The following is a 23062-nucleotide window of genomic DNA, read 5'->3' as shown; positions in this document are numbered from 1 at the left end:
AAACTTAGGTGAAATACCAGTCTTCTAAAACTATCAAAGGAGAAAGAACAAACATGAAAACAGTGAAATCGCCTCTACTTCTCACTGTACTGCTATTGGTCATTTGGGGTGGGCTTGGAAAAGCGCAGGCCCAAATCTCCCTGACGCTTAGCCCCGCTCTTCAATCGGGGCCTGCCGGAACAAGCAACCTCTTTACCTTTATCGGCACGATAACCAACAACGGAACCTCTACCGTTTTTCTAAACGCCGACAACTTCTCGTTTGCTGCAACGGGTTGGACGCTTGATGACACCGACTTCTTCAACAACGCCCCCCCCTCTCTTAACCCAGGAGATACTACCGGCTTGATCGCCCTGTTCACAGCCACCAATCCGCAGAGCGCACCTGCCGGAAACTACGTCGGTACCTACTCTATTTTGGGGGGTGCCACCGCTTCGGATACAAACGTCTTGGCAAGCGAGCCGTTTCAAGTGACTCTCACCTCCTCGGCCACAACCCCGGAGATGGGATCGCTTGCAAGCTTAACCCTGCTCTTTATGCTGGTCGCAGCCCTATCTCTATATCGCGCCCGAAGCAGAAGACAGGCCATCCGAGAGCTTTGAAAGGAGAGCACCATAATGCATAAAAACGCTACACTACAGCCTTTAGGTTCGATCAGGCGGCACCGAGAGCTTCTCTTCATTTTTGCACTGCTCCTCGGTCTAGCGTATCCGACGATAGGAAGGGGGCAGACTTTCCGGCCCAATGCAGTTCCTATTTATATTTCTCAGCCCATCGCCGTGCTACATAGCTTTTCGTCAGACTCTATGTATTCTAACGCGGATGGGGCATATCCACAAAACCCAGTGGTTGTAGGGCCTGACGGACGGGTCTTTGGTACAGCTGCATTTGGAGGAGTGGATGGCGCAGGCGTCCTTTTTTCCGTAGACTCTGATGGCAGCAACTTCCAGGTACTCCATACCTTCACCGGAGGGAACGATGGGGGCTATCCAGTTAGCATCATTCAGCTCCCCGATGGCACGCTGTTTGGCACGGCGTCAGGAGGAGGTACGAACGGAACCGGCGTCGTTTATAGAGTAAACCCAGATGGAACTCAGTTCCAGGTGGTGCACAACTTTGCCGCCTGGATCGTTATCACCCCTCTGCCTTACCCCTACAATGCAGATGGTGTTGCTCCCTATGGTCTTATCCAAGGAGCTGACCACGCGCTCTACGGCACTGCGCTTGAAGGCGGGGCCTTTGGAGGTGGGGTCGTCTTTCGACTGCAGTTAGATGGAACCTTCACCGTTCTCCATACCTTCTCGGGCACCGACGGAGCCAGTCCCATAGGTCTACTGCAAGGCATGGGTGGAGCGCTCTACGGTGCTTGTCGGGACAGTGGCGCAAATGGGGGTGGCGACCTGTACAAGCTGCTTCCCGATGGCAGCGGTTTCACGGTAATCCACAACTTTAACGCACCCGGCTATACCTCTAACTCCTATGTGAATGCTGGCGGCGCAGAACCCTACACCTATCTCGTGCAAGACCAGTCCGGCACTCTCTACGGCACCACACTGGATGGAGGCACGTACGGTGGAGGAGTGCTTTTCAAAATACAGACTGACGGAAGCAACTACACGCTGCTTCACGAATTTGGAGGTCCAGAGTTCTTACTACAGCCGATCGCCTCTATTCCATCAGGACAACTGGTTCTTAAGGGTGATCAAATCTATGGCACCTGTATCAATGGAGGATCATCCAACGGAGGAGGAGTGCTCTACACAATACCTACCTACGCTTCCACCAACCCAGAGTACCTCTTCGAAATTCACTCCTTCGACTTTGGGCAGGACCCCAATAACGGAGGTGGTCCGGCTGGCGGCCTCACCCTTGGCCCCGATGGTGAACTCTATGGCACTACAGGCTCAGGCGGTAGCAACGGCACGGGTGTGGTCTTCCGCTATGGTTCAAAGCTGCTAGCCCTTAGCCCCAATAGCGCCCCAGCCGGCTCCTCCGATCTCACCTTAACCCTACAAGGAACGGGGTTTACGGATTTCTCGCATGTGTTATGGAACGGACAATTTGTTGCAACAAAAAAGCTCAGCCCTCAGCAACTCCAAGCTACCATTCCGGCCTCCTGGCTTGCCAGCCCCGGTTCGGCCACGGTTCAGGTCTACGATGGTATCATTGGGGCGACGACCTCACCGCTTATTTTCCTTATAGGGCAGCCCCAACTTCAAGTCCATCTCACCTCCGTCGCACGCGACCAAAGCAACAACGTGATCGTACAGCTCACGTTTGTCAGCACTGGAGGAGCTCCCGTCAGCAACCTTAACTTGGCCTCCGCCAAGCTCACGGATAGCAGCAGAAACACCGTTATGGCCACTGCCGGAACAGGAGCCATCGGCAACCTTCCCTCAGGAAGCAGCGTCACGGTCAGTCTCACCTTCCCTGCTTCCGTGGTCTCAGGGAGAGGTCTGCTGCGCATCGCGGGCACCTACACACAAGGTAGCTTCGGAAGTTCATTCCGAGTCAACATCCCATAAGAATCTTAGGCCCTCTTGTCTAAAACTCCATAACGCTTTCGCTTTGCCCTGCTTCGCCGTATGGCCCTGCGAAGCAGGGCGTTTTTTAGGTTTTGACGCTCTATCTATTTCTTTCTCACTTAGGCTATAATAATTAAATAAGAGTGCTTGTTTGCTTTTGACAAGGCTCTTTCGAGTAGTTGTTGTAGTAGTTGTTTTAGAGAGATCTTTAGATTGTCGTGAGGCAAACAACGATGATGAACCAAGCTTGGCGTATCGAGCTATTGGGCGGATTAAGGGCCTATCTAGATAATAAAACTCACTTCCGACTACCTACCCGCAAGATGGGAGCGCTATTAGCCTATCTCATTCTGCATAGCTCCCACTCCGCTCCCCGCGAAGAACTTCTTGCGCTCCTCTGGCCGGAAGAGGAGCCGGAGGTCGCAAAAAATCGGCTGCGTGTCATGCTAACATCCCTGCGTTATCATCTCGAACCGCCGGGCACCAAACGCGGGCTTATTCTGCAGAGCAACCGTCTAAGCGTGAGCCTGCACCCTCATGCCTTTACCTCCGATGTACTCGATATGCTCTATAAGATCAAATGGGCCGATAATGCTCCGAACGAGCAAGAATGTATCGCCGCTCTAAAAGAGGCGGTCGCTCTCTATAAAGGCGAGCTACTGCCGGGGAATGAGGAGGAGTGGGTGCTTGCACAGCGACAGTATCTCTCCGAGGTTTACTATCACACACTGCGTAAACTGACCACTCTGTTAAAGCAGAATAGAGACTTCCAGCAAGCCATAGAGTACGCCCAAAAAGCCGTCTACGCGGAGCCTCTGGACGAAGAGGCCCACTACGAGCTTATTCAGCTCTACAGCCTAACCGCCCAGCCTTCTACCGCTCTACGCCACTATCAACAGCTTGAAGCACTTTTTCGCCAAGAGTTAGGCGCTGCGCCTTCCCCAAAAGTAAAAGCGCTCGCACAGCAACTCCAAGCACAACTCGGGCATCTGGGCAACAAGAAGCAGACCGCTCAGAATGTCCTTCCAATTCTAATCGCAACCGAAGTACCAAAGTCTCCTCAGCAAAGACAATCCATCCCTCCACGCCTTACACGGTTTTTTGGACGAGAAGAGGAGCTAGAGTGGATCCAACAGCACCTCGTTCCTAGCTCGCATCAGTATCGGCTTATCAGCCTTCTTGGAACAGGCGGCATCGGAAAAACACGCCTTGCTATTGAAGCAGCCGAAAGGGTACAAGACTGTTTTGGTGGGGGTGTCTGGTTTATTCCATTTGCTAGTCTCTCCAACTCAGCCCTCATTGGAGATGAGATTATGGACGCCTTGGATATCTCACAAGGGCACCATCAAGAGCCTCTCGAACACCTCATTCAGGCTATGGAGGCAAAGGGGGATTGTCTACTGATTCTTGACAACATAGAACACCTGCTACCCGAAGCAGCCGCCACTATCCAGCACCTTTTGGAACGGCTACCTCATCTGTGTTGCCTTGTGACCTCTCGAAAGAGGCTCGGCATTCGGGGAGACCGGGAGCTTTGGCTAAAGCCGTTGCCTACTCCTAGCGCAAATATGGGGCTTAACGAACTGCTGCAGTGCCCTAGCGTAGCCCTGTTTATAGATAGATTGCAAAGCCATAATCGTAAATTTCTTTTGAACGAGCGTAACCGCAACGACGTGGCCTGGATTTGCCAATGGATCGAGGGACATCCTCTTGCGATCGAGCTGGTCAGTAGTCACGCCCAAATGCTCTCCCCCGCCCAAATGCGAGCCCAATTTACCCATCGTCTCAACTGGACGGTAGATACCTCCTCTCTTGAGAAAGGCGATCGACAGGGTTCCCTTCAAAGGGTTCTCGATACGAGTTATCATCTCCTTCCCATACGCCTACGAAAGCTTTTTGCGAGCCTATCGGTTTTCCAAGGAGGTTGGGACGCTGAGGCCGCTTGTAAGGTCTGTTTCGACGGGGAGAGCCTTTTAGAGACCATGCAGGCATTGGAAACGCTTCGCACCAACTCGCTTATAGAGGTGGAACAGGAAGGAGAGACCCGCTATCGAATGCTGGAGGTGATTCGAGAGTACGCGGCGCGTTACCTACGGGATGAGGAAAGAAATAGGTTGTGTGACCTCCATTATCACTTCTTCTTTCAGAAAGTGCTCTCCGGGCAACAGAGCGAAAGCGAACTGCACAGACGAGAGTGGTTGTCCTACCTAAAAACAAACGATGCCAATGTGCGGGCCGCTTTAGACTGGTGTTTTGCAAAGGAACCGCAGAAAGGTGCAATCTTCGCAGAGGCGCTTACCCTCTACTGGATGGTACGCGGTGCCTATAAAGAAGGTCGTAGCTGGCTATCGAAAGCGCTAGCCTGTTACCCTCAACGCGACTTGACCTATGCAAAGGCACTTAACGGACTTGGTTGGCTCTCGTTCGACGCAGGAGATTATGCCACAGCACGTACCTGTTTGGAAGAGTGCTGTGTTCTCTTTGAACAACTGGGCAATAAAGCCTATCTCGCTTCAGCACTGCGTCAATGCGCGCAGCTGGCATGGGTAAACGGAGATCTCACAAAAGCATGGATGTTGCTGCAGCAAGCCTGGGACGTCCATGGTTCTATAGGTACCCAGGATAGGGCATGTGGTGTGTTGGGCATGATGGGCATCGTGTCGCTAGAACGAGGTGACCTTCAAGCGGCAAGAACCTATTTGCAACAGAGCGCTCATAAACTTCGGGAACTCGGCGATCGGGTGCTAGGCTTTGCTTTGGGAAACCTGGGCATTGTGGAGCTATATCTAGGAAATTACCAGGAAGCTGCCGCGCTGCAACAAGAGGCTTTGGAGCATTTTCAAAAATGGGAAGATGTGGGTGGCATCGCCTTCATCCTACTTAATCTCGGCAGGTTGGCTCGCCTCCAGCAAAATTGCGAAGATGCCCACGCCCTTTGCCAACAAAGCCTAACTCTTGCGCGCCAAACGCAAGAGACACGTGCCATCGCCTATGCCCTCCATGAACTTAGCGCTATCGCACTGGAACAAGCCCAAATGGATGCGGCACAAGCTTACCTCGAAGAGGCCATTCAGTTGGCATGTCGCTCCGAAGAGCGGGCGCTCCTTCCTATGTTGTACACCTTAAAAGCAAAACTCTTGCACAGCACCAAAGCAGAGTTTACCGCCGTCATTCCGCCTCTACAAGAAGCGTTGACTTTGTTAACTCTAGCACCTAACGCCATTCTTCTGGTCGAAGCGTTGGCAACCGCCGCTCTTTGTTTGCCACCGCACGACGATCTCGAGGCCGCTCGACTCTGGGGTGCGCTCGAACATCATCAAGATACCACCGGCTTGGTTCTTGACCCAACCAAACAGAGGGCAAGGAGCGAGAACATCACCCAAAGAAAGCGTAGACACACCGAAGCAGATTGGGAGGAGTGCTACGCTCAAGGCAAAGAGATGGCTCTCCTCGATGCCGGCCACCATGCGTTGAAGTTGCTTCAATCACACGACTGAATGAAAGAAGGAGGCTCTAAGAGGAACGATCGCTGCCCGCAAAGCTTCTACAAAACCCACCTTATTACACGTTTAACTGTGTCACTCACCTTCACGATCGGGCGGATGCCCGAAAAGCGACCCATGTGCGCCCTAGCGACTCCCCAGCCGACTCTACCCCCAGATACGACAGCCCTCGTGCTGTCTATCCAGAGGACAACTTGCCAACACATTTTCTGGTAGCCACGCTCTCACAAAAGGACAACGCCCCGATGGCAAAACCTATCCACCAAAACCACTCCGAGCCACAACTATGAGCCTTACCGCCTGCGAGAAGCCATAATATAGACGTTGAAATAAAAGGGGAAAAGATACCGTAACGTCTTTACGGGGAGAACGGATGTTCCTACCTTATGCTACCGATCAACCGACGGAGAGAAGACCGTGGATGACACTGGCCCTTGCTATCTTGCAGGGGCTCATTACCCTGTGTCTCCTTCTAAGCGCTCATTTCTGGCCGCTGGATGTAAACACCCTACTCTATCGTTATGGGCTTGTGCCCGCCCATCTTCATCTCTTGAGCCTCTTAACCTACTCTTTTCTACATGCCGACCCGGCACATCTTCTCCTTAATCTTTTTTTCCTGTGGGTGTTTGGAACGGGAGTAGAGAGCGCCATAGGCGGAGGCAAGCTACTAGCCCTTTACCTTTTATCTGGCGCGATTGGCGGCTGGTTGCAGTGCCTTATTATTCTTACCCTCCTACCCCCTGATATCGCCCGTGTGCCGATCATCGGGGCCTCTGCTGCCTGCGCGGGGGTTGTCGGCGTCTACGCCGTGCGCTATTACCGAGCGCGCATCTCCTTTGCCCTGTTGCCCATTCGCCCCCACGTTGTGCTGGTGGTGGCAATCTTTCTAGCAGGGGAAATAGGCAGCGGCTTGTGGCGACTTTGGGTGGGAGATACCGCCTATGGAGTAGCCCACTGGGCGCATATAGGCGGCTTTGTCACGGGTCTTACCGCAGCCTACCTGCTTCGTCTTCCCCAGAAGGCTCAGATGGCCTATCTTACCAGAGATGCAGAGCAGGCTCTGGAGCAGAATCGCCCCGGCGCGGCCATTCCTCGCTGGGAGGCCGTGCTTCAAAAACACCCCGACGATGCGAACGCTCACGCTGAGCTAGCTCGTGCATGGGAGATCATGGGTGACCAGGAACAAGCCGCGATCCACTTCAACACCGCGCTCGATATCTACCTAAAGATGAGAATGCGCTCGATGGCCGTGAAGCTCTACTTAGAGATGCAATCGCATCACATCACACAGGTGGCCTTATCTCCAGCACAACGGTATTTTCTGGCCTGCGCCCTCGAGGAGGGAGAGCACCTTACGGAGGCCCTAACGCTTTTTCGCCAGGTGGCCCAAGAGAATCTCCATAGCCCTGAGGCAGAGACGGCACTGCTGAAAGCTGCAGCCCTCTGTGCTCGCTATCTCCACCACCATGAGGAGGCACAGCAGCTCATTGCCCTGTTTCAGCAGCGCTATCCGCACAGCCAATGGCGACATCTTGCCGATAACCTCGCCCGCGAATTAGCATCAGCCTCTCCATCGGCCGACTCGTCCGCCTCCAATCCATCCTGAAAGGGAACCGTTGCCGGAGATATTACTACCAGTCGGCCATAGAGCCATCATCCTCATGAAACCATCGGCCTGGGTCCGGCTTTGGCTTAAGAGGATGCATCCGTAACCACTCCTCGTCCGGCTCCACGCCCAAGCCGGGGCCTTGAGGCACGGCGATGTACCCGTTCTCTACGATAAAAGGCTGCTTCAACACCCCCGCACCTAACCCAATGGAGTCTACGAACTCCTGCACAAGAAAGTTAGGAGTGCAAGCATCTACCTGCAGGCTCGCTGCAAGGTTAAGTGGGCCGTAGGGATTATGGGGAGCTAGGGCGGCATAGTAGACCTCCGCCATACTCCCAATCTGGCGTGTCTCCCAAAGGCCGCCGCAGATGCAGGGATCTGGCTGCAACACGGCAGCAGCCCCTTTCTCCAATACCTCCCGAAAACCCCAACGCGTGAAAAGCCGCTCGCCGGTCGCGATGGGTGTCTTGCATTGCGCTGCCACCCGCGCCAACGCGTCCACATTTTCCGGCAAAACAGGCTCCTCAATAAACAGCGGATGATACGGACGCATGGCCTCCTCCATCAGCACAGCCATGGCTGGACTTACCCTTCCATGAAAGTCCAGCAAAATATCTATGCTGTCTCCTACGGCCTCGCGCACCGCCTGAACGCGCGCCGCCGCCTCTTCCACTAACTGATAGTGATCTAGCACATGTACCTTCTCGAAAGGGCAGAACTTCATGGCGGTATATCCGCGCGCTACCACATCCTTTGCACTTTTGGCCAACTGCTCCGGTGTTGCGCCATGCGGTCGACTGTACATTCGTATCCTGTCGCGTACCGCTCCTCCAAGCAGCTGCCAAACCGGCACGTTCAGCGCCTTCCCCAAAATATCCCACAAAGCCATTTCAAGACCCGAAATGGCCGCGCAAAGGATGGGGCCACCCCGCCAAAAGGCCCCTCGATAGAGGCTCTGCCAATGATGGGTGATCCGGAAGGGGTCTTGACCGATCAGCGCATGTTCGTAACTACGGACGGCCTCAGCCACCACAAAGGCCTTATCGCCCAAACACTCTCCCCACCCTTCAATCCCTTCATCCGTCGAGACCTTCACAAAAACCCAGCGTGGCTCCGTGAGATAGGTGCTTATCTGCGTGATCTTCAATTTTGAATAGCCTCCTGTAACTGTTGCACAAAGTAGTGAGGATTCAGAGGTTCACCTGTCGCCCTTCGAAGCCACTCTTCCCATGGCCAGAGCGCTCCCGGCGCAAAGAGTCTCTCTCGTAGGTAGTCTCCTAACGCCGGATTGAACGTAGAGGCACAGCCCAGCTCCTCCAGTTGCTTCTCCACCTGTGCTGCAATGAGATGCCCTAAAAGGTAGTTATGATAGTAAACAGAGGCGGTAGCGACATGAATTTTCGCCGCCCAATCTGGTGCATCGCGTCCCTCCGGCCGCCTCACGCGCTGATATCGCTCTACTAAATCCCACCAAAGCGTGTTCAGATCGCCCTCTGGGTTTTCATAAAGGGCTCGCTCAAAGTGATACATCACCAAACACCAACGCATAAACACCAACAGGCTCTGAGCCTCATAGATGCGGGCATTTTGGCCTATGGTCTCTGCCGTCTGCACCGGCACATTTGCATACGTCGTGAGCCATTCCGGCTGATGGATTCTGCTTCCCGCCCACAGCGCCATCGCTTCGGTGGTCATGGTGTGCGCAGGGCGTCGCAACAGGTAGGGCAGCTCCGGAGAGATATATTTATCGTAAGCGGCATGGCCGAATTCGTGCAACATGGTGTTCATCCATCGTGCATTAGGCCGGCAATTGCATAACACACGGATATCGCCACGCCGATCGATATCCGTGCAGAAAGCGTGTTGGCATTTTCCTGCACGTTCATAGAGATCGGAGCGTGCCAAGATGTCTTCGATTGGCAACCCGATATCGGCATAAAAGCGCGCTGTGATCGCCTCCAAGTTCTTGTCGGCAAAATAGGGGTCTAGGTTTAAACCGCTAGGCTCTGGCGCCTGAAAGAAACGGTTCGCGTGATGCCACGGGCGAATCGCTTCAGGAGGAACGCCGTAACGCTTTGCCAGTTGCTCATCGAGCGCGTCGCGGTAGAGGTTCCAAAGCGGCTCGGAAAGACGGGTTAGCTCCTCCATTAACGCATCGAGCCACTGCAAATCGATCTCCTGTAACTCGATGCGCAACGTGTAATAGTTTGGGTAGCCCAGCTTTTGAGCCTCTTGGTTGCGGAGAGCCACTAGCCGGCGAATCCGGTCGGCCACTGCAGCGCCAACCTGTTTACTGGCTTCCCAGGCCTCTTTGCGAAGCGCCTCATCTCGCGAGTGAATCAGGATCTGCTCTAACTCATTATCGCTCACCTCTTGTCCACGCAGCCGTGCCCGATGGTGGTTATAAATGTCCGCTATCTCGACCTCTAAAGCCACGATCTCCTTCAAAGTCTCCTCATCGCCTTGCCGACTGAGATAGGCGTGAAGCAGTAGCGTATGCTGACGTTTCAGAAGCGGGTCGGAGAGTGCCTCCACCGGTAGCTCTTTGAGATAGCGATAGGTCTCTTTATCGGCGTAGATCAACGCCAGCTCTGTGCGCAGCTTGCGGGCACGCTCCATGGCTTCTGGACTTCCCGTCGTCTGCATCTCCCAAGAGGCTCTCGCGGCCTCACAGGAGAGAGGTTCTATCACGACAAGATGCTGTTGAAGGAACTGTCTGAAACTATCTTCTGTCGACATCTGGAAGTTCACCTTTTCTAAAACGAGTGGGCTTGGTTGCCCATCTCTACGTTAGTTTCTGCTTCAAATTCGATTTTCCCTCTAAAAAGTTCGAGCAAGGGGACAGGGTATAATTTCGATAAACGTATATAACATTAGCGACTGACATATAAGGGGGATAGAGGGGTGGCCTACACCGATTTTCAAGACTTTCTTGCCTACCTCGAAAAGATGGGTGAACTTAAACGCATAAAGGAGCCTCTCGATCCCTACCTGCAGATCACCGAGGTAGCCGATCGCGTTATGCGTCAACCCGGTGGCGGGCCTGCGCTTCTCATCGAAAACCCTGTTGGCAGCGATATTCCGGTAGCTATCAACGTTTTCGGCTCGCGAAAACGCATGTCGCTGGCGCTAGGGGCCGCCGACCTGGAGGATATCGCCTGCGAGATCGAAGCCCTCCTAAAAACGGAGGTGCCCAGCGGTAAACTGCAGGCCATGCGAGAGCTGGCCCCCAAATTGGGTGTGCTGGCCAAAATTCCGCCTCGACATGCCAAAGGGCCTGGGCGTTGCCAAGAGGTCGTCACAACGGGCGATCAGGTAGACCTTTTTCGCCTACCTATTCTGCACTGTTGGCCCCAAGATGGCGGGCGCACCATTACCTTACCGCTGGTCTTCACCCACGATCCACAAACAGGCCGCCGCAACGTGGGCATGTATCGTGTACAGGTCTACGACCGTTGCACCACCGGCATGCATTGGCAGATGCATAAAGTGGGCGCGGAGCATGAACGTGCTGCTGCCCTCCAGAAGCGCCCTATCCAGGCAGCCGTAGTGCTTGGCGGAGACCCAGCCCTCACCTACGCGGCCACAGCCCCTCTGCCTCCAGGCCTAGATGAGCTCCTTTTTGCCGGGTTCCTCCGGAAAAAGCCGGTTACCTTGGTGCCCGCAAAAACCGTCGCTCTTGAGGTGCCAGAAGATGCAGAGATCGTGATCGAAGGTTGGATTGACCCTCAAGAGAGGCGTATGGAAGGCCCTTTCGGCGACCACACAGGCTACTACTCTTTGGCCGATCTCTATCCGGTGTTTCATGTCACCGCCATTACCCATCGAAGGAACCCGGTCTATCCATGTACCGTAGTTGGACGCCCACCGAAAGAGGATGCTTGGCTCGGCAAAGCCACAGAGCGTCTTTTCTTGCCCCTGCTGCGCCTAAACCTGCCGGAAATTGTTGATATCAACCTGCCTGTGGAAGGCGTATTTCATAACATAGCCTTCGTGTCCATCCGCAAGCGCTACCCTGGACATGCCTTCAAGGTGATGCATGCCCTCTGGGGGCTAGGACAGGCGATGTTTACGAAGATGATCTTTGTCTTCGATGCCGATGTCAACGTGCAAGACATCAGCGAATGCCTTTGGAGAATTGGCAACAATATAGACCCCGAGCGTGACATGTGTCTCGTGCGTGGGCCGGTGGACGTTCTCGACCATGCCTCTCGCGCTTTAGGGTTCGGCTCGAAAATCGGATTCGACTGCACGCGCAAGGGACCTCAGGAAGGGTTTCATCGCGAATGGCCCGATGTCATCGAGATGAGCCAAGAGATAAAAGCGCAGATAGACGCGCTCTGGCCTAAATTAGGACTTTAAGTAAGATGGAGGAGAGAAGAACCCTTTTTGAAATTGAGACAAAGTGGGGAGCACAGCCTGTGCGCCTCACCGCTTTTCAATGCTGCCAACTGCCGATGGATGCCCCTGTTACCTCGGTACACTTTGTGGCGTTTCACGGTGGCCGTGTGCTCGTAGTCTGTGATCGCCGCGGCGTCTTCGGATTTCCTGGAGGTCGGCTTGAACCCGACGAGACGCTGGATCAGGCCATGCTACGGGAAGCTTATGAGGAGGCTTGTGCCCATTTGAACCCAGACTTCGAGCTATTTGCCGGCATCCGCATCGAGTGCACAGAAAAACTACCGGGGCGGAGCTACCCCTATCCCTATACCTACGTAGCCCTTTACACAGGAACCGTACGTGCTCTTGACCCTATACGCCGAGATCCAGCGGGCATTGTGGCCTCACGCTCACTTTTTACCTGTGAGGACTGCGAACGCCGCCTCGTGTTGCACGACCGCATCCTCCTTTGTGAGGCCATCCGCACCATCGCGCACCGTAAAGGGGGACAACGCATCGTACGCGCCTTTCTTGGATGCGACCCTCAACGCGCTCGTGAAGCCTATCAGCGTCTACGGGGTGGCGCCGTCAAGTGAACCCAACGTTCTCTACCAAAAAGCTTGTCGTGGGAATTACCGGGGCGAGTGGCGCCATTTATGCCTATCGCTTTCTCTGTGAGGCCATCCGACATTATGAGAGGATCTACGTTATTCTATCGGAACAGGCCCGTCAGATCATGGCTGTGGAGATGGATCTTCATTTCTCGAATGCGCAAGAGTTTGCAGCCCTCTTTCCAAAGGCTTCCGCCAAGGTGCTGCAGCTGCTTTCCCCTAAAGAGTACTTTAGCCCACCGGCCAGCGGCTCTTTTCGCCACGACGGCATGGTCATCGTGCCCTGCTCCATGGGAACCGCGGCACGCATCGCCCACGGCATTAGCGACGATCTGCTGACGCGCGCCGCCGATGTGTGCCTGAAAGAGCGGCGAAAGCTCGTTCTTGTGCCGCGTGAAACGCCTTGGTCACTCGTTCATCTACGCACCTTTACCCAGTTAGCCGAGGCCGGCGCGGTGGTTTTGCCAGCAGCCCCCGGCTTCTACCACCATCCGAAAACCGTGGAGGAGCTTGCCGACTTCGTGGTGGCGCGCATCCTCCAGCAACTCGGAATCGATCAAGATATCGTGCCGCAATGGCAGCTTGTGGAGGAGTAGTTCATCCATGACCGCCCTTTTCCACCGTGCCAAGCTCTATCTTGAACTTGTTAAGTTCGAACATACCATCTTCGCACTGCCGTTCGCGCTTATCGGCATGCTGTTGGCCGCTCACCAAACCCGCTCAGGTCTATCGGCCCATACCATCCTATGGATTTTGGTGGCCATGGTAGGAGCCCGCAGCGCCGCCATGGCCTTCAACCGGCTTGTAGATGCCGACTTCGATGCTCAAAACCCTCGCACGGCCAATCGGCATCTACCGCGAGGGCTGCTTTCGCACGCCCAAGTCGTCGTCTTTCTTCTGCTCACCATAAGCCTTTTCGTACTAGCAGCCGCACAGCTTAATCGCCTTTGCCTCCTGCTCTCTCCCGTCGCCCTCCTCTTCACGTTAGGATACTCCTATACCAAACGCTTCACCTCCCTCTGCCACTTTTTTCTGGGCATGGCCACCGGCATCGCACCTATCGGCGCATGGCTCGCTGTAACCGGCTCCTTTGCCTGGCCCCCTATCCTCCTATGGCTCACGGTGATGCTCTGGATCGGCGGCTTTGATATTATCTACGCCCTCCAAGACTACGAGTTTGACCTTCAAGCCCCGCTTCACTCCCTACCAAAACGCATCGGCAAAGCCGGCGCCCTCACGGTTTCTCGCCTTATGCACGCCACCATGCTGCTGCTCTTGCTTGTGGTAGGCCGTCTTTGTGGCCTCCACCTCCTCTACTTCTTAGGGCTGATCGTTGTGGCTGCTCTTATTTTCTACGAACAGAGCTTGGTAAAACCAGACGACATTCGTCGTGTGAATTTGGCCTTCTTTACTCTCAACGGTTGGGTAAGCGTCACTTTGTTCGGTTTCGTGCTGCTCGATGTTTTGCTGCACTAAGTCTGCTGCACGATAACTCTTCAGAGAGCTCTTGTATATCCCGCCGCAACAGAGGTGCCGTTAACAGAGAAAGCCGCTCCTTCTGAACTCCATTGGCGTCGAAGTTGTCTGGGCTTAGCCAGCGTTCATACGCCGTTTTCAGCGCCGGCCAGTCCTTATCTATCATCGCGTACCAAGCCGTATCTCTATTGCGCCCCTTCACCACGCAGGCTTGCCGAAACACTCCTTCAAAAGAGAATCCGAGGCGTTGCGCCGCTCGGCGTGAGGGTTCATTAAGAGCATCGCATTTCCACTCATACCGCCGATAGGCTAGCTCCTCAAAAACGTAGCGCATCAGGAGATACATCGCCTCCGTTCCCGCCGGCCTGTCTTGTAACAAGGGAGAATAACAGATATGTCCAACCTCAAGGCACCCATGTTCAGGCTCGATTCGCAGGTAGGCCGCCACCCCAACCGCTCGGCTGATCTCCCGATCTACAACGGCAAAGAAGAGGGGGTCTTGCCTCTCACTCATCTCCTTTACCCAACCGAAGTAGCTTTCTTGATTTGGAAAGGGACCGTAAGGCAGATAGGTCCATAACGCCTGCTGAGCGTCAAGCGAGTTGGCTCTGTAGAGTGCGTCGGCATGTTTCGAGGCCTGCAGAGGCTCTAGGCGGGCGTAGTTGCCCTCCAAATAGACCCGTTCCGGTCGTGGCCGTGGCTTCCATTGCGGTACTTCCTCACCTATTGGCTGACCCAAATGGTTCCGAATTTGTCTCACAAAGTTGCCTCCCAGAGCATGATAAGCAGGAATGGCCCGTGTTTTAGAATAAAATATCTATGCGCGTTGCCGAAGCGTAGGCTAAGACCTCGAAAGGGGGGTTCTTATGCCTGCAGTTAATAAAGAAGCGATGTTGAGGGTTCGTGCCCTCGTGAATCGGCGCTATGTGGACGCCTCACTGTTAAACATTCACGTTATCGGAGGGACCGTTCACTTCACCGGGGTGCTCCGACATCTTCGGAACCATCCGGATATCGACCTTCGGGCCGAGATGGAGCATATTACCCATATTGTTCGGCAGCAGCCGGGTCTGCGTGAGGTGATATGGGACGTCACCGTGCGCGACTAAAGGAGCACCCGAACAAGCGAAACGAGAGGCTTGCTATCAGCGCTAAGTAGTTGGTCATCATGCTCTGCCGATGCAAACGCCCCAACAAGGGCGTTGTTGGGGGTGTTTGTCCGCTGAAAAACGCCTCGTTGCACCTTTTTGCTCAGGAGGGCAAGGGCAGCTTCGGCTTGTCCTTGAAATCGGGTCGAATTGGAGGCGATTCCTCAAGACGCTTCAAGATGACCTCGATTCCCTTCTCCAGTTGAGGGTCTTTGCCCTGCACATAGTCTTGCGGCGTAACATCCACCTCGATATCGGGATCGGTGCCGTAGTTTTCCACACGCCAGCCCACATCCTGAAACCAGAACGAAAACTCCGGTTGGGTGGTAATCGTGCCGTCTGCTAAAGGCATACGGGGCCAAATACCGATGACGCCTCCCCAAGTTCGCTTTCCGATCAGAGGCCCCAGCTTCATCAGCTTGAACACATGGCTAAAAATATCGCCATCTGAACCGGCCCATTGGTTGGTGAGCGCTACTATCGGCCCAGCAACCGAGTGCTGGGGATAAGGCTCCGGCGCGCCCCAACGCTGCAGATCATACCCAACGCGTTTGCGGGCCAGCTTCTCGATGATGAGCTGCGAGACGAAACCTCCCCGGTTAAAACGAACGTCAACAATCAGCCCGTCTCTCTCCACCTCCACCAAATAGAGCCGGTGAAACTCCGCAAAGCCCCGCAGTCCCATGTCGGGGATATGCACATAGCCCACTCGTCCGTTCGTGGCCTCATGGACTCGCCGACGATTGGCCTCGACCCACTCTCGATACCTTGCTGGAAACTCCGAACGCAGCGTGTGCACGCGCACGTTGCGCCGCTCGCCATCAGTATTCTGCACCGTAAGCACCACATCGCTATCGGCTCGATGCACCAGCGCCTGGTTGGGCTGAAGCTGCGCGCTTAAACGCTGTCCATCAATCGCTATCAGGAGGTCGCCCTCACGAATATTTACCCCGCTGGCCCGTAAGGGCGAGTCGCGCTTTGGGTCGCCTGCCGTCCCTCGTACGATATGCACGATGCGATAGGCATCGTGTTCAGGATCGTAACGAAAGTCGGCTCCAAGAAATCCGATGGGATACTCCGGCCCCTTACGGTAGTCTCCGCCAAACTCATAAGCGTGTGATGTGCCAAGCTCGCCCTGCATCTCCCAGATGAGGTCAGAAAGCTCGCCACGCGTTCCCACCCGATCCACAAGGGGCGCATAGCGCTCCCAAACACGGTCCCATTCCACTCCAGAAAGGTCTTCCGTCCAGAAGAACTCTTTCTGCAGCTGCCAGGCCTCGCGCAGCATCTGGCGCCACTCTGTGGGGGGGTCGACCTCCAACCTCACGCGATTTAAGGCAAGAATGCCGCTCTGCCATCCGGGTTCCGCTCCTGCCTTCTCATCCGGCTTCTCGCCCGCCTTCAGTAACCGAAGCGACTTGCCGGTATGCACCAAAATCCGCTTTCTATCGCGCGACGGCCGGAAGCTCTTTACCCCCCCTAACAGGGTCTCCTTTTTTAGCGTTTTGAAATCGTAACACTCCAGAGATCCGATTCGCTCTTCCGAATCGGGCACCTGCTCTCCAACCACAGGATAGCTTAGAAAAAGAACTTTGCCGGTAATGCCGACAATCGTTCCGTAAATGCCTTCTGGCACGGGGAAGGGGATAACGCGCGTTTGAATGCCCTCTAGGTCTATACGTAGCGGCATGGACGCCTCCGAAGAGGCGGATTCTCCCGCTTCCTTTGTCTCTTCCTTTTCCCTTTTCTCTTCAGGTTCGGAAAGCGGCTCCCAAAACGGCGAGAACCTATCGGCCTGCAGCGTCACCAAGTAGGGGCGCATACCCATCGGAAAGCTCAGCTCGAACTGAAGCGAATCCGGTACCGGCGTAAACTCGCGCGCACTGATAAAGTAGAGGAACTTGCCATCTGGGTCGAACGACGGATTGCTATCGGCTGCTAGCGTGGGGTCGGTGACCTCGTGGATGGTCTTCTCCTCTTTATTCCAAAGCCGAACCGCGCTGCGGTAAGGGCTAATAGGCAGCCCATAGGCAAGCCACTTGCCGTCCGGAGACCAATCCATGCCGCGCACCGCCCCATAGTCGCTGCGATCGCAGAGGGTCAACGTGCCGTCTTCCAGCTGCACACAAAGCAGCTCGTTACGATGGTTGGCAATGGCAACCACATCTTCTTTAGGAGAGACGATCATCTCATAGGGGCGGCCGATATCGAGCGCATCAAAGCGCTTGACCGGTTCCAGATCAAGCGTATGATGAACCTCTAAAACCTCACGGCCATCCACATTCGCCACCACCACCACGCGCTCTCCGTCGTTAAGCCAGCGGGCAAGGCGCAGTCTTATCGCCCCCTTAGCGTTCTCTTGAGCTGTTACCGGCCCTTCAAAGCAGCCCAAGGTAAAGCTCTTTCCGCGCCCCGTTAATGCCACCTGTTCCTTACTAGGATGCGGCTCATAGCTCTCCAGATAGTCCATTATCTCCACGAACTTGCGTTGGCGCTGCACACGCGGACTGGCGTAGGTAATCGCGATTTTCCGAGAGCGATCCTCTTTCGGCTCGTATACATAGAGATCGGCCCCCGCTTGATAGACGATTCGCGATCCATCGGTTTTGGGAAAGCGCACGTAAAAATCCTTATGGTTGGTGTGGCGCTGCAAGTCCTCGCCGGCGATCGTGCAAGAGTAGAGGTTGCCTACCCCCTCATGATCCGAAAGGAAGTAGATGCGATCGCCTATCCACAGCGGGCAGGTGAGATTCCCCTCCAACGTCAGAAGTCGTCGAAAGTTGCCGTCGCCGTTGGCGTCAATCCAGATGTCGCCTGCGGTTCCTCCGCGATAGCGCTTCCATCGGGCTGGGTCGTTATTGTTTCGTGCCAACACCACTCGCCCGTCCGGCGCGATGGAGAGGCTCACCGCATGTCCCACCGGAAACGGCTCCGGTAGGCCGCCGTCCAGTCCAACCGCCTGAACAAAGCCGATGCGGTCGAAGGGACGTCCACTATCGGTGGCGAAGAGCACCTTCTGCCCGTCTGGCGTCCATCCCAACACGGTGCTTGTGACACCAAGATAGGTTAAACGCTGCAGAGGGCCGCCCTCGCTATCCATCACATAGACTTCATTGTGTCCCTCCTCACGACCGGTGAAGGCCAATTTCTTGCCGTCGGGCGAGAAGCAGGGAAAGCTCAGCGCGGCGAGATTCGCCGTCAACCGGTGGGCAGTTCCACCCTCTGTGGAGACGCTCCACAAATCGTCTTCCGATACAAACACCACGCGATGGTTGTGTATCGTAGGGAAACGATAGTAGCCGTGTTGTTTCATAGTGATATCCTCTTGTACGGCTCTGTAAGCCGCAACCTCCTCTATAAGCTTTTGGCCCTTTGCGTATAAAAAGACTCCCCCTCCTCGCTGGTGCAAGAGGAGCCATTCTCTTTCACAAAAAATTTAACGTTTTTGGCAAATTTCCTGCTTAAGCCGCGCTCAGACCATAGCAGGAAGCGGCTCTTCAGATGGCGATGGCGGCTCTTTTCCCACGCGGGCTAGCCGCTCGGCAAGCAGCTGTTCGGAAAAGGCCTGAGCGTTGTAAGACGAGCGCACAAACGGGGCAGAGGCCACAAACAGAAAACCCATCTCTTTTCCTATCCGCTCGTACTCCGCAAACCTATCGGGATGAACATACTCCACCACCGGCAAATGGCGTGTCGTCGTTGGTCGCAAATACTGCCCGATCGTCACCGCGCTTACGCCTACCTCCCGTAGATCGCGCAGGGTCTGCACAACCTCTTCATGCGTTTCGCCTAAACCTAGCATCAACCCCGATTTGGTGTGGATGGAGGGATCGAGCCGCTTCACCGTGCGCAGCACCTCGAGAGTGCGCCGATACTTTGCCTGCGGCCTCACCATAGGAGAAAGCCGCTCCACCGTCTCGATGTTATGGTTGTAGATATCTGGCTTGGCCTCCACAACCTGGCGAATGCACCAGACCTTGCCCTTAAAATCGGGGGTAAGCACCTCCACAATAACGCCAGGAATGACCTCACGAAGGGCCCGAATGGTGTTCGCAAAATGGCCGGCTCCCTCATCAGGCAGGTCATCCCGGGCCACCGACGTCACCACCACATGTTTCAAGCCCATCGCCTTGGCTGTTTCCGCAAGCCGCCTCGGCTCTTCCGGATCTACCTGCAATGGCCGGCCCACTTTAATCGCACAAAAACCACAGTTGCGCGTGCAAATATCCCCAAGGATCATAAAGGTGGCGGTTTTCTTCGACCAACACTCGCCCAAATTAGGGCAGCGAGCGCTCTCACAAACCGTGTGAAGGTGGCTTTCACGCATCATTCTCTCCACTAATGCCACCGTCTCCGGGCTAGGCACTCGCTTTTTTAACCAATCCGGCAATCTTGAGTTCATCCTCTTACTCCACAAAGCTCCCGCAAACTTCAGAAATTGTACCTTACGGATGAGAAACTGCGCCTTGCCAGCACTTCGCTATCGTTCGTTAGCTTCCAAGAACCGCAAGAAAACCTGAGGTGGCCTTCGGTCTTGTAAAACGGCGCGCACCCGCCCGTCCGGGCCAACAACCACATAGGTTGGCAGGGTGGCAACACCAGCAAGCTTCTGAAGCAGCCGGGCGTTCTGGCGGTCTTCCTCCCTGTCTCGATCGGTGTAAAGCTCCACAAGGACAAACTTCCTCAGTTCAGCAGCCACCTCAGGGCGAGGAAATACGTTCTGCTCCATATCCCTGCAGTTCGTGCAGTTGACGCCGGTGAAGTTAACAAACACCGGACGGTTTTCTTGCTTAGCAAGGGCGAGCGCCTCGGTATAGCTGTGCAGCCAGTTCAGCCCACCACGCTCCATTTCCGCTTGACCCGGATAGGGATCGGGAGGCAAGAAGGCCGCTAACGTTCCCAGCGGAGCATGGTTTATTCCGGCGTAGAGGTAGACACAAGCCACAAGAGTTAGCAAGCCGAAGCCGCGCCGAACCTTACCTACCGTTGCCGTGGTATCGTGAGGCAGAAGCAACCAGCCCATCAGATAGCAGCCCGCGATCAGCGCGATAGCCGCCCAGATCGCCAAGAAAACGGGGCGGGTAAGCCAACCTAAACTCCATACGAGGTCGGCATTGGAAAGAAACTTCACGGCAGCAGCCAACTCCACAAAGCCTAGATAGGCCTTGACGGTGGTAAGCCACGAGCCTGAATGCGGCAGTCGGGCAACATACTGTGGAAAAAGGGCCAGCAGGAAGAAAGGCAGGGCGAAGGCCACACTAAACCCCAACATGCCCACAATGGGATAGAAAAGATCGCCCTCCGCTGCGGCAGCCAACAACGTGCCTACAAAGGCCACGGTGCAGGTGAATGTGGTGAGCGTAAAGGTAAGCCCCATGAAAAACGGCCCCAAAACCCCCGCTTTCTGCGCGCCCGCAGCAAAGCGGTTGGCCAAACCTGCTGGCAACGCGATCTCAAATCCACCCATGAGATTGATGCCCAGCGCAATGAACAGAACGGCCAAAGCAAGGTTCACAAAAGGATTGTTGGCGATGGCGCGAATGCCCGTGGCCTTAAAGAGCACCGCCGCTGCAACCCCCAAAAACGTGAACGTCGCTATAATACCAAAACAGTAGGCTAAGGCATCACGAATACCTTCCCACGTCTTCTGCTGACGCCGCTTGGAAAAGAAGCTCACGGTGATGGGCACCATCGGGAAGACGCAAGGGGTAAGCAACGCTAAGAACCCAGCCCCCATCGAGAGAAGCAAGAAGCTCAACAGACCTCGATGTTCTGCTAAAGCAATGGAGCGACGGGTGGAATCGCTGATCGGCGGTGAGGCGGCCGTTTGCTCCATCGTGGTTGAAGGAGGGCTACCCGTTGCAGCGCCCGCAGGCTGCGGCGGCACCGAGGTGATCGGCTGCAGATGGTCGGGACGTGGTGGGCCTGGCGCCACGCGAAAGCTCAACGGCACCGATACCGTTGTAGGGATGAGACAGTTCCTATCGGTGCAAAGCTGATAGTGCACCTCGATAAGAGCCTTTTGCGCCCCCGCTATCCCTGAACGCAGCTTCACGGGGATGCCAAAGGCAACCGCCCCCTCGTACTCCTGATCGGTTATTTGAAACCCTGGGTCGAAAACCGACCGGAAGGGAGGCTGAACCGCCTTTCCCACAAACGCAAACGGGCCACCAGCAGGCACCGTGATCGTCGTGCGTACCGGCCCCCCCTCCGGCTGCGTCAGCGAGTACAGATGATAGCCGGGATCTATTTTGGCGGTCAGCACAATCTGGGCGCCCTCACCCGCCCTGGCATCCGGCGGAACAAGGGTCGCTTGGAACGCGATATGCGTCGCCCCTCCCAGCTGCCCGAAGGCCGGTAGAAAAGCGCCTATAAGGAGCCCAATAACGATTAGCTCTCCAAAAACGCGCCTCATTTTAGTCCCCTTTCCAGGCCGCTAGACGCCTTTAGGGAGACTTTTGTCGCCCCCACCACGATCTTGGTCTTGGTTTGCAGCTCCGTGGGCGGATAGCAGGTGCTTTCGTTGCAGCCCTGATACCGCAAAACGATTGGGAGAAGAAATGTGCCGGGGCGATCGGCCTTTAGCAGAGCCTCCACCGTGATCGTGCCTTCGTAGACCGGTATCTGCTGACCGGCAAACCGGATGGACTTTGCTGGCGGATAGAGGATCTTCTCCACATGCAGGTACGGTGGCGTTTTCACCGTGAGAACGGTGGGAATGAAATTGGGTGCCGGCGAGTGGGCCTGAATATGATAGGGTGGAGCGATAATGACCTGCACTTTCACCTGAAAGACCTTATGGACGGCCGCGGTTTTTGGGTTTTGCACCGATACCTTCACAAAATGGGGCTGTGCCAACTGAGCGTTCGCATGCAGTGCCATGCCGAAAGCCAACGCGAAGATCGTTCCGAAACGTTTTCGCATCTCTTCTCCCTCGTTATTATTGCCGTTCATTTCCCTTACGCCCAACGCGCTTACTGAGGTTCCAATGGCAAAACGGGAGAGAAACGGTGTAGAATAGTGACCATGTTCATTGACACGCACTGCCATCTCAACCATGAGCGCCTTCGAGACGATCTCCAAGGGTGTCTGGAAAGAGCGCTCGCCGCCGATGTTCGCAAGATGATCGTGGTGGGCTACGACGGGCCTAGCAGCGAGGAGGCGCTTCGGCTTAGCCTTGCCCATCCCGGCATCCTCTACGCCGCCATCGGCATCCATCCTCACGATGCTACCACCTGGAATGACGCCATTGCCGCCCGCTTCCGCGAGTTGGCCCGCATGGATGCGGTCGTCGCTATTGGAGAGATAGGCCTCGATTTCTACCGCGATCTCTCTCCACGCGAACAGCAGTATCGCGCCTTTGAAGAACAGCTTCGGCTGGCCAAGGAGCTCGACCTGCCCGTTATCATCCACTGCCGAGAGGCCTATGAGGAGACCTTATCCGTTCTCGCCGCGCATCCCCTGCCTGGTGTTATGCACTGTTGGGGCGGTACCCCAGAACAGGCACAGCGGGCTGCCAGTTTAGGGCTTGCGCTCGGTTTTGGTGGCACGCTCACCTTCCCATCGGCGCAAAACGTGCGCGATTCGGCCATGTGCATCGCTCCAGAGCACCTTCTCTTAGAAACCGACGCCCCTTACCTTGCGCCAGCACCCTATCGGGGAAGGCGCAACGAGCCGGCCTTCACGCGCATTGTGGCTGAAAAGCTTGCCGGCTTACGCTGCCTCGATCTCGATCAAGTTGCCTCCATCACCACCCAAAACGCCTATCGTCTCTTTCCCAAGCTCGCCCTACCCCCCTAGATTATTGCCC

The 23062-nt window shown here is 55.3% G+C and carries 17 protein-coding genes; 10 read left to right on the top strand and 7 right to left on the bottom strand.

Going from position 1 to position 23062, the window contains the following annotated elements; genetic code table 11:
* Window positions 1-53: 53 nt before the first annotated feature.
* The 4 genes from CCALI_RS13815 to CCALI_RS13800 all read left to right on the top strand — a co-directional run bounded on the left by CCALI_RS13815 (window position 54) and on the right by CCALI_RS13800 (window position 7634).
* Complete coding sequence (locus CCALI_RS13815; protein WP_016484086.1) at window positions 54-602, top strand: COG1361 family protein; 549 nt, start codon at window positions 54-56, stop codon at window positions 600-602.
* Window positions 603-617: 15 nt separating this feature from the next.
* A complete protein-coding gene (locus CCALI_RS13810; RefSeq protein ID WP_016484085.1) occupies window positions 618-2525 on the top strand; it encodes a choice-of-anchor tandem repeat GloVer-containing protein in 1908 nt (635 codons plus the stop codon).
* Between the two features lie 233 nt (window positions 2526-2758).
* Complete coding sequence (locus tag CCALI_RS13805) at window positions 2759-6022, top strand: AfsR/SARP family transcriptional regulator (protein ID WP_016484084.1); 3264 nt, start codon at window positions 2759-2761, stop codon at window positions 6020-6022.
* A gap of 379 nt (window positions 6023-6401) precedes the next feature.
* Window positions 6402-7634, top strand: coding sequence for a rhomboid family intramembrane serine protease (locus tag CCALI_RS13800; RefSeq protein WP_016484083.1), 1233 nt, complete (start codon window positions 6402-6404; stop codon window positions 7632-7634).
* A 25-nt stretch (window positions 7635-7659) separates the two neighbouring features.
* Here the strand turns inward: CCALI_RS13800 and dgoD are convergent, their stop codons facing one another.
* Entirely contained in the window at window positions 7660-8784 is a 1125-nt protein-coding gene (gene dgoD, locus CCALI_RS13795; RefSeq protein WP_016484082.1) for a galactonate dehydratase, read from the bottom strand.
* Window positions 8781-10376, bottom strand: a complete 1596-nt coding sequence (locus tag CCALI_RS13790; RefSeq protein ID WP_016484081.1) for a M2 family metallopeptidase — start codon at window positions 10374-10376, stop codon at window positions 8781-8783. Before CCALI_RS13790 ends, dgoD begins: the two co-directional genes overlap by 4 nt.
* 165 nt (window positions 10377-10541) lie before the next feature.
* On the opposite strand from CCALI_RS13790, the gene CCALI_RS13785 reads away from it, so the two are divergent.
* From CCALI_RS13785 to CCALI_RS13770, 4 genes are read left to right on the top strand one after another with little or no spacing between them, the layout of a single operon-like run.
* Window positions 10542-11999: a menaquinone biosynthesis decarboxylase gene (locus CCALI_RS13785; RefSeq protein ID WP_016484080.1), complete on the top strand. Its 1458-nt coding sequence runs from the start codon at window positions 10542-10544 to the stop codon at window positions 11997-11999.
* Window positions 12000-12004: 5 nt separating this feature from the next.
* Window positions 12005-12613, top strand: coding sequence for an NUDIX hydrolase (locus CCALI_RS15545; RefSeq protein WP_016484079.1), 609 nt, complete (start codon window positions 12005-12007; stop codon window positions 12611-12613).
* Window positions 12610-13224, top strand: a complete 615-nt coding sequence (locus CCALI_RS13775; protein WP_016484078.1) for a UbiX family flavin prenyltransferase — start codon at window positions 12610-12612, stop codon at window positions 13222-13224. Before CCALI_RS15545 ends, CCALI_RS13775 begins: the two co-directional genes overlap by 4 nt.
* A 7-nt stretch (window positions 13225-13231) precedes the next feature.
* Entirely contained in the window at window positions 13232-14104 is an 873-nt protein-coding gene (locus CCALI_RS13770; protein ID WP_016484077.1) for a UbiA-like polyprenyltransferase, read from the top strand.
* On the opposite strand, the gene CCALI_RS13765 is transcribed toward CCALI_RS13770, so the two are convergent.
* Window positions 14061-14864 (bottom strand): GNAT family N-acetyltransferase, encoded by an 804-nt coding sequence (locus CCALI_RS13765; protein WP_016484076.1) that lies wholly within the window; start codon window positions 14862-14864, stop codon window positions 14061-14063. The genes CCALI_RS13770 and CCALI_RS13765 overlap by 44 nt on opposite strands.
* Window positions 14865-14970: 106 nt before the next feature.
* On the opposite strand from CCALI_RS13765, the gene CCALI_RS13760 reads away from it, so the two are divergent.
* Entirely contained in the window at window positions 14971-15213 is a 243-nt protein-coding gene (locus CCALI_RS13760) for a hypothetical protein (protein ID WP_016484075.1), read from the top strand.
* A 142-nt stretch (window positions 15214-15355) separates the two neighbouring features.
* Here the strand turns inward: CCALI_RS13760 and CCALI_RS13755 are convergent, their stop codons facing one another.
* The 4 genes from CCALI_RS13755 to CCALI_RS13740 form a co-directional block, all read right to left on the bottom strand.
* The gene (locus CCALI_RS13755; protein WP_016484074.1) at window positions 15356-18565 is read right to left on the bottom strand and encodes a S41 family peptidase; all 3210 of its coding nucleotides are present in this window, start codon (window positions 18563-18565) and stop codon (window positions 15356-15358) included.
* 159 nt (window positions 18566-18724) lie between these two features.
* Window positions 18725-19654 (bottom strand): lipoyl synthase, encoded by a 930-nt coding sequence (lipA, locus tag CCALI_RS13750; protein WP_016484073.1) that lies wholly within the window; start codon window positions 19652-19654, stop codon window positions 18725-18727.
* Between the two features lie 78 nt (window positions 19655-19732).
* Window positions 19733-21667: a protein-disulfide reductase DsbD family protein gene (locus CCALI_RS13745; protein WP_016484072.1), complete on the bottom strand. Its 1935-nt coding sequence runs from the start codon at window positions 21665-21667 to the stop codon at window positions 19733-19735.
* The gene (locus CCALI_RS13740; protein ID WP_172636660.1) at window positions 21664-22302 is read right to left on the bottom strand and encodes a protein-disulfide reductase DsbD domain-containing protein; all 639 of its coding nucleotides are present in this window, start codon (window positions 22300-22302) and stop codon (window positions 21664-21666) included. Before CCALI_RS13740 ends, CCALI_RS13745 begins: the two co-directional genes overlap by 4 nt.
* Between CCALI_RS13740 and CCALI_RS13735 the strand changes: the two genes are divergently transcribed.
* Window positions 22279-23052 (top strand): TatD family hydrolase, encoded by a 774-nt coding sequence (locus CCALI_RS13735; RefSeq protein ID WP_016484070.1) that lies wholly within the window; start codon window positions 22279-22281, stop codon window positions 23050-23052. The genes CCALI_RS13740 and CCALI_RS13735 overlap by 24 nt on opposite strands.
* Window positions 23053-23062 lie beyond the last annotated feature (10 nt).

It is taken from the genome of Chthonomonas calidirosea T49 (assembly GCF_000427095.1).
GTDB classification, from domain to species: domain Bacteria; phylum Armatimonadota; class Chthonomonadetes; order Chthonomonadales; family Chthonomonadaceae; genus Chthonomonas; species Chthonomonas calidirosea.
This window is presented reverse-complemented; position numbering and strand designations above follow the sequence as displayed.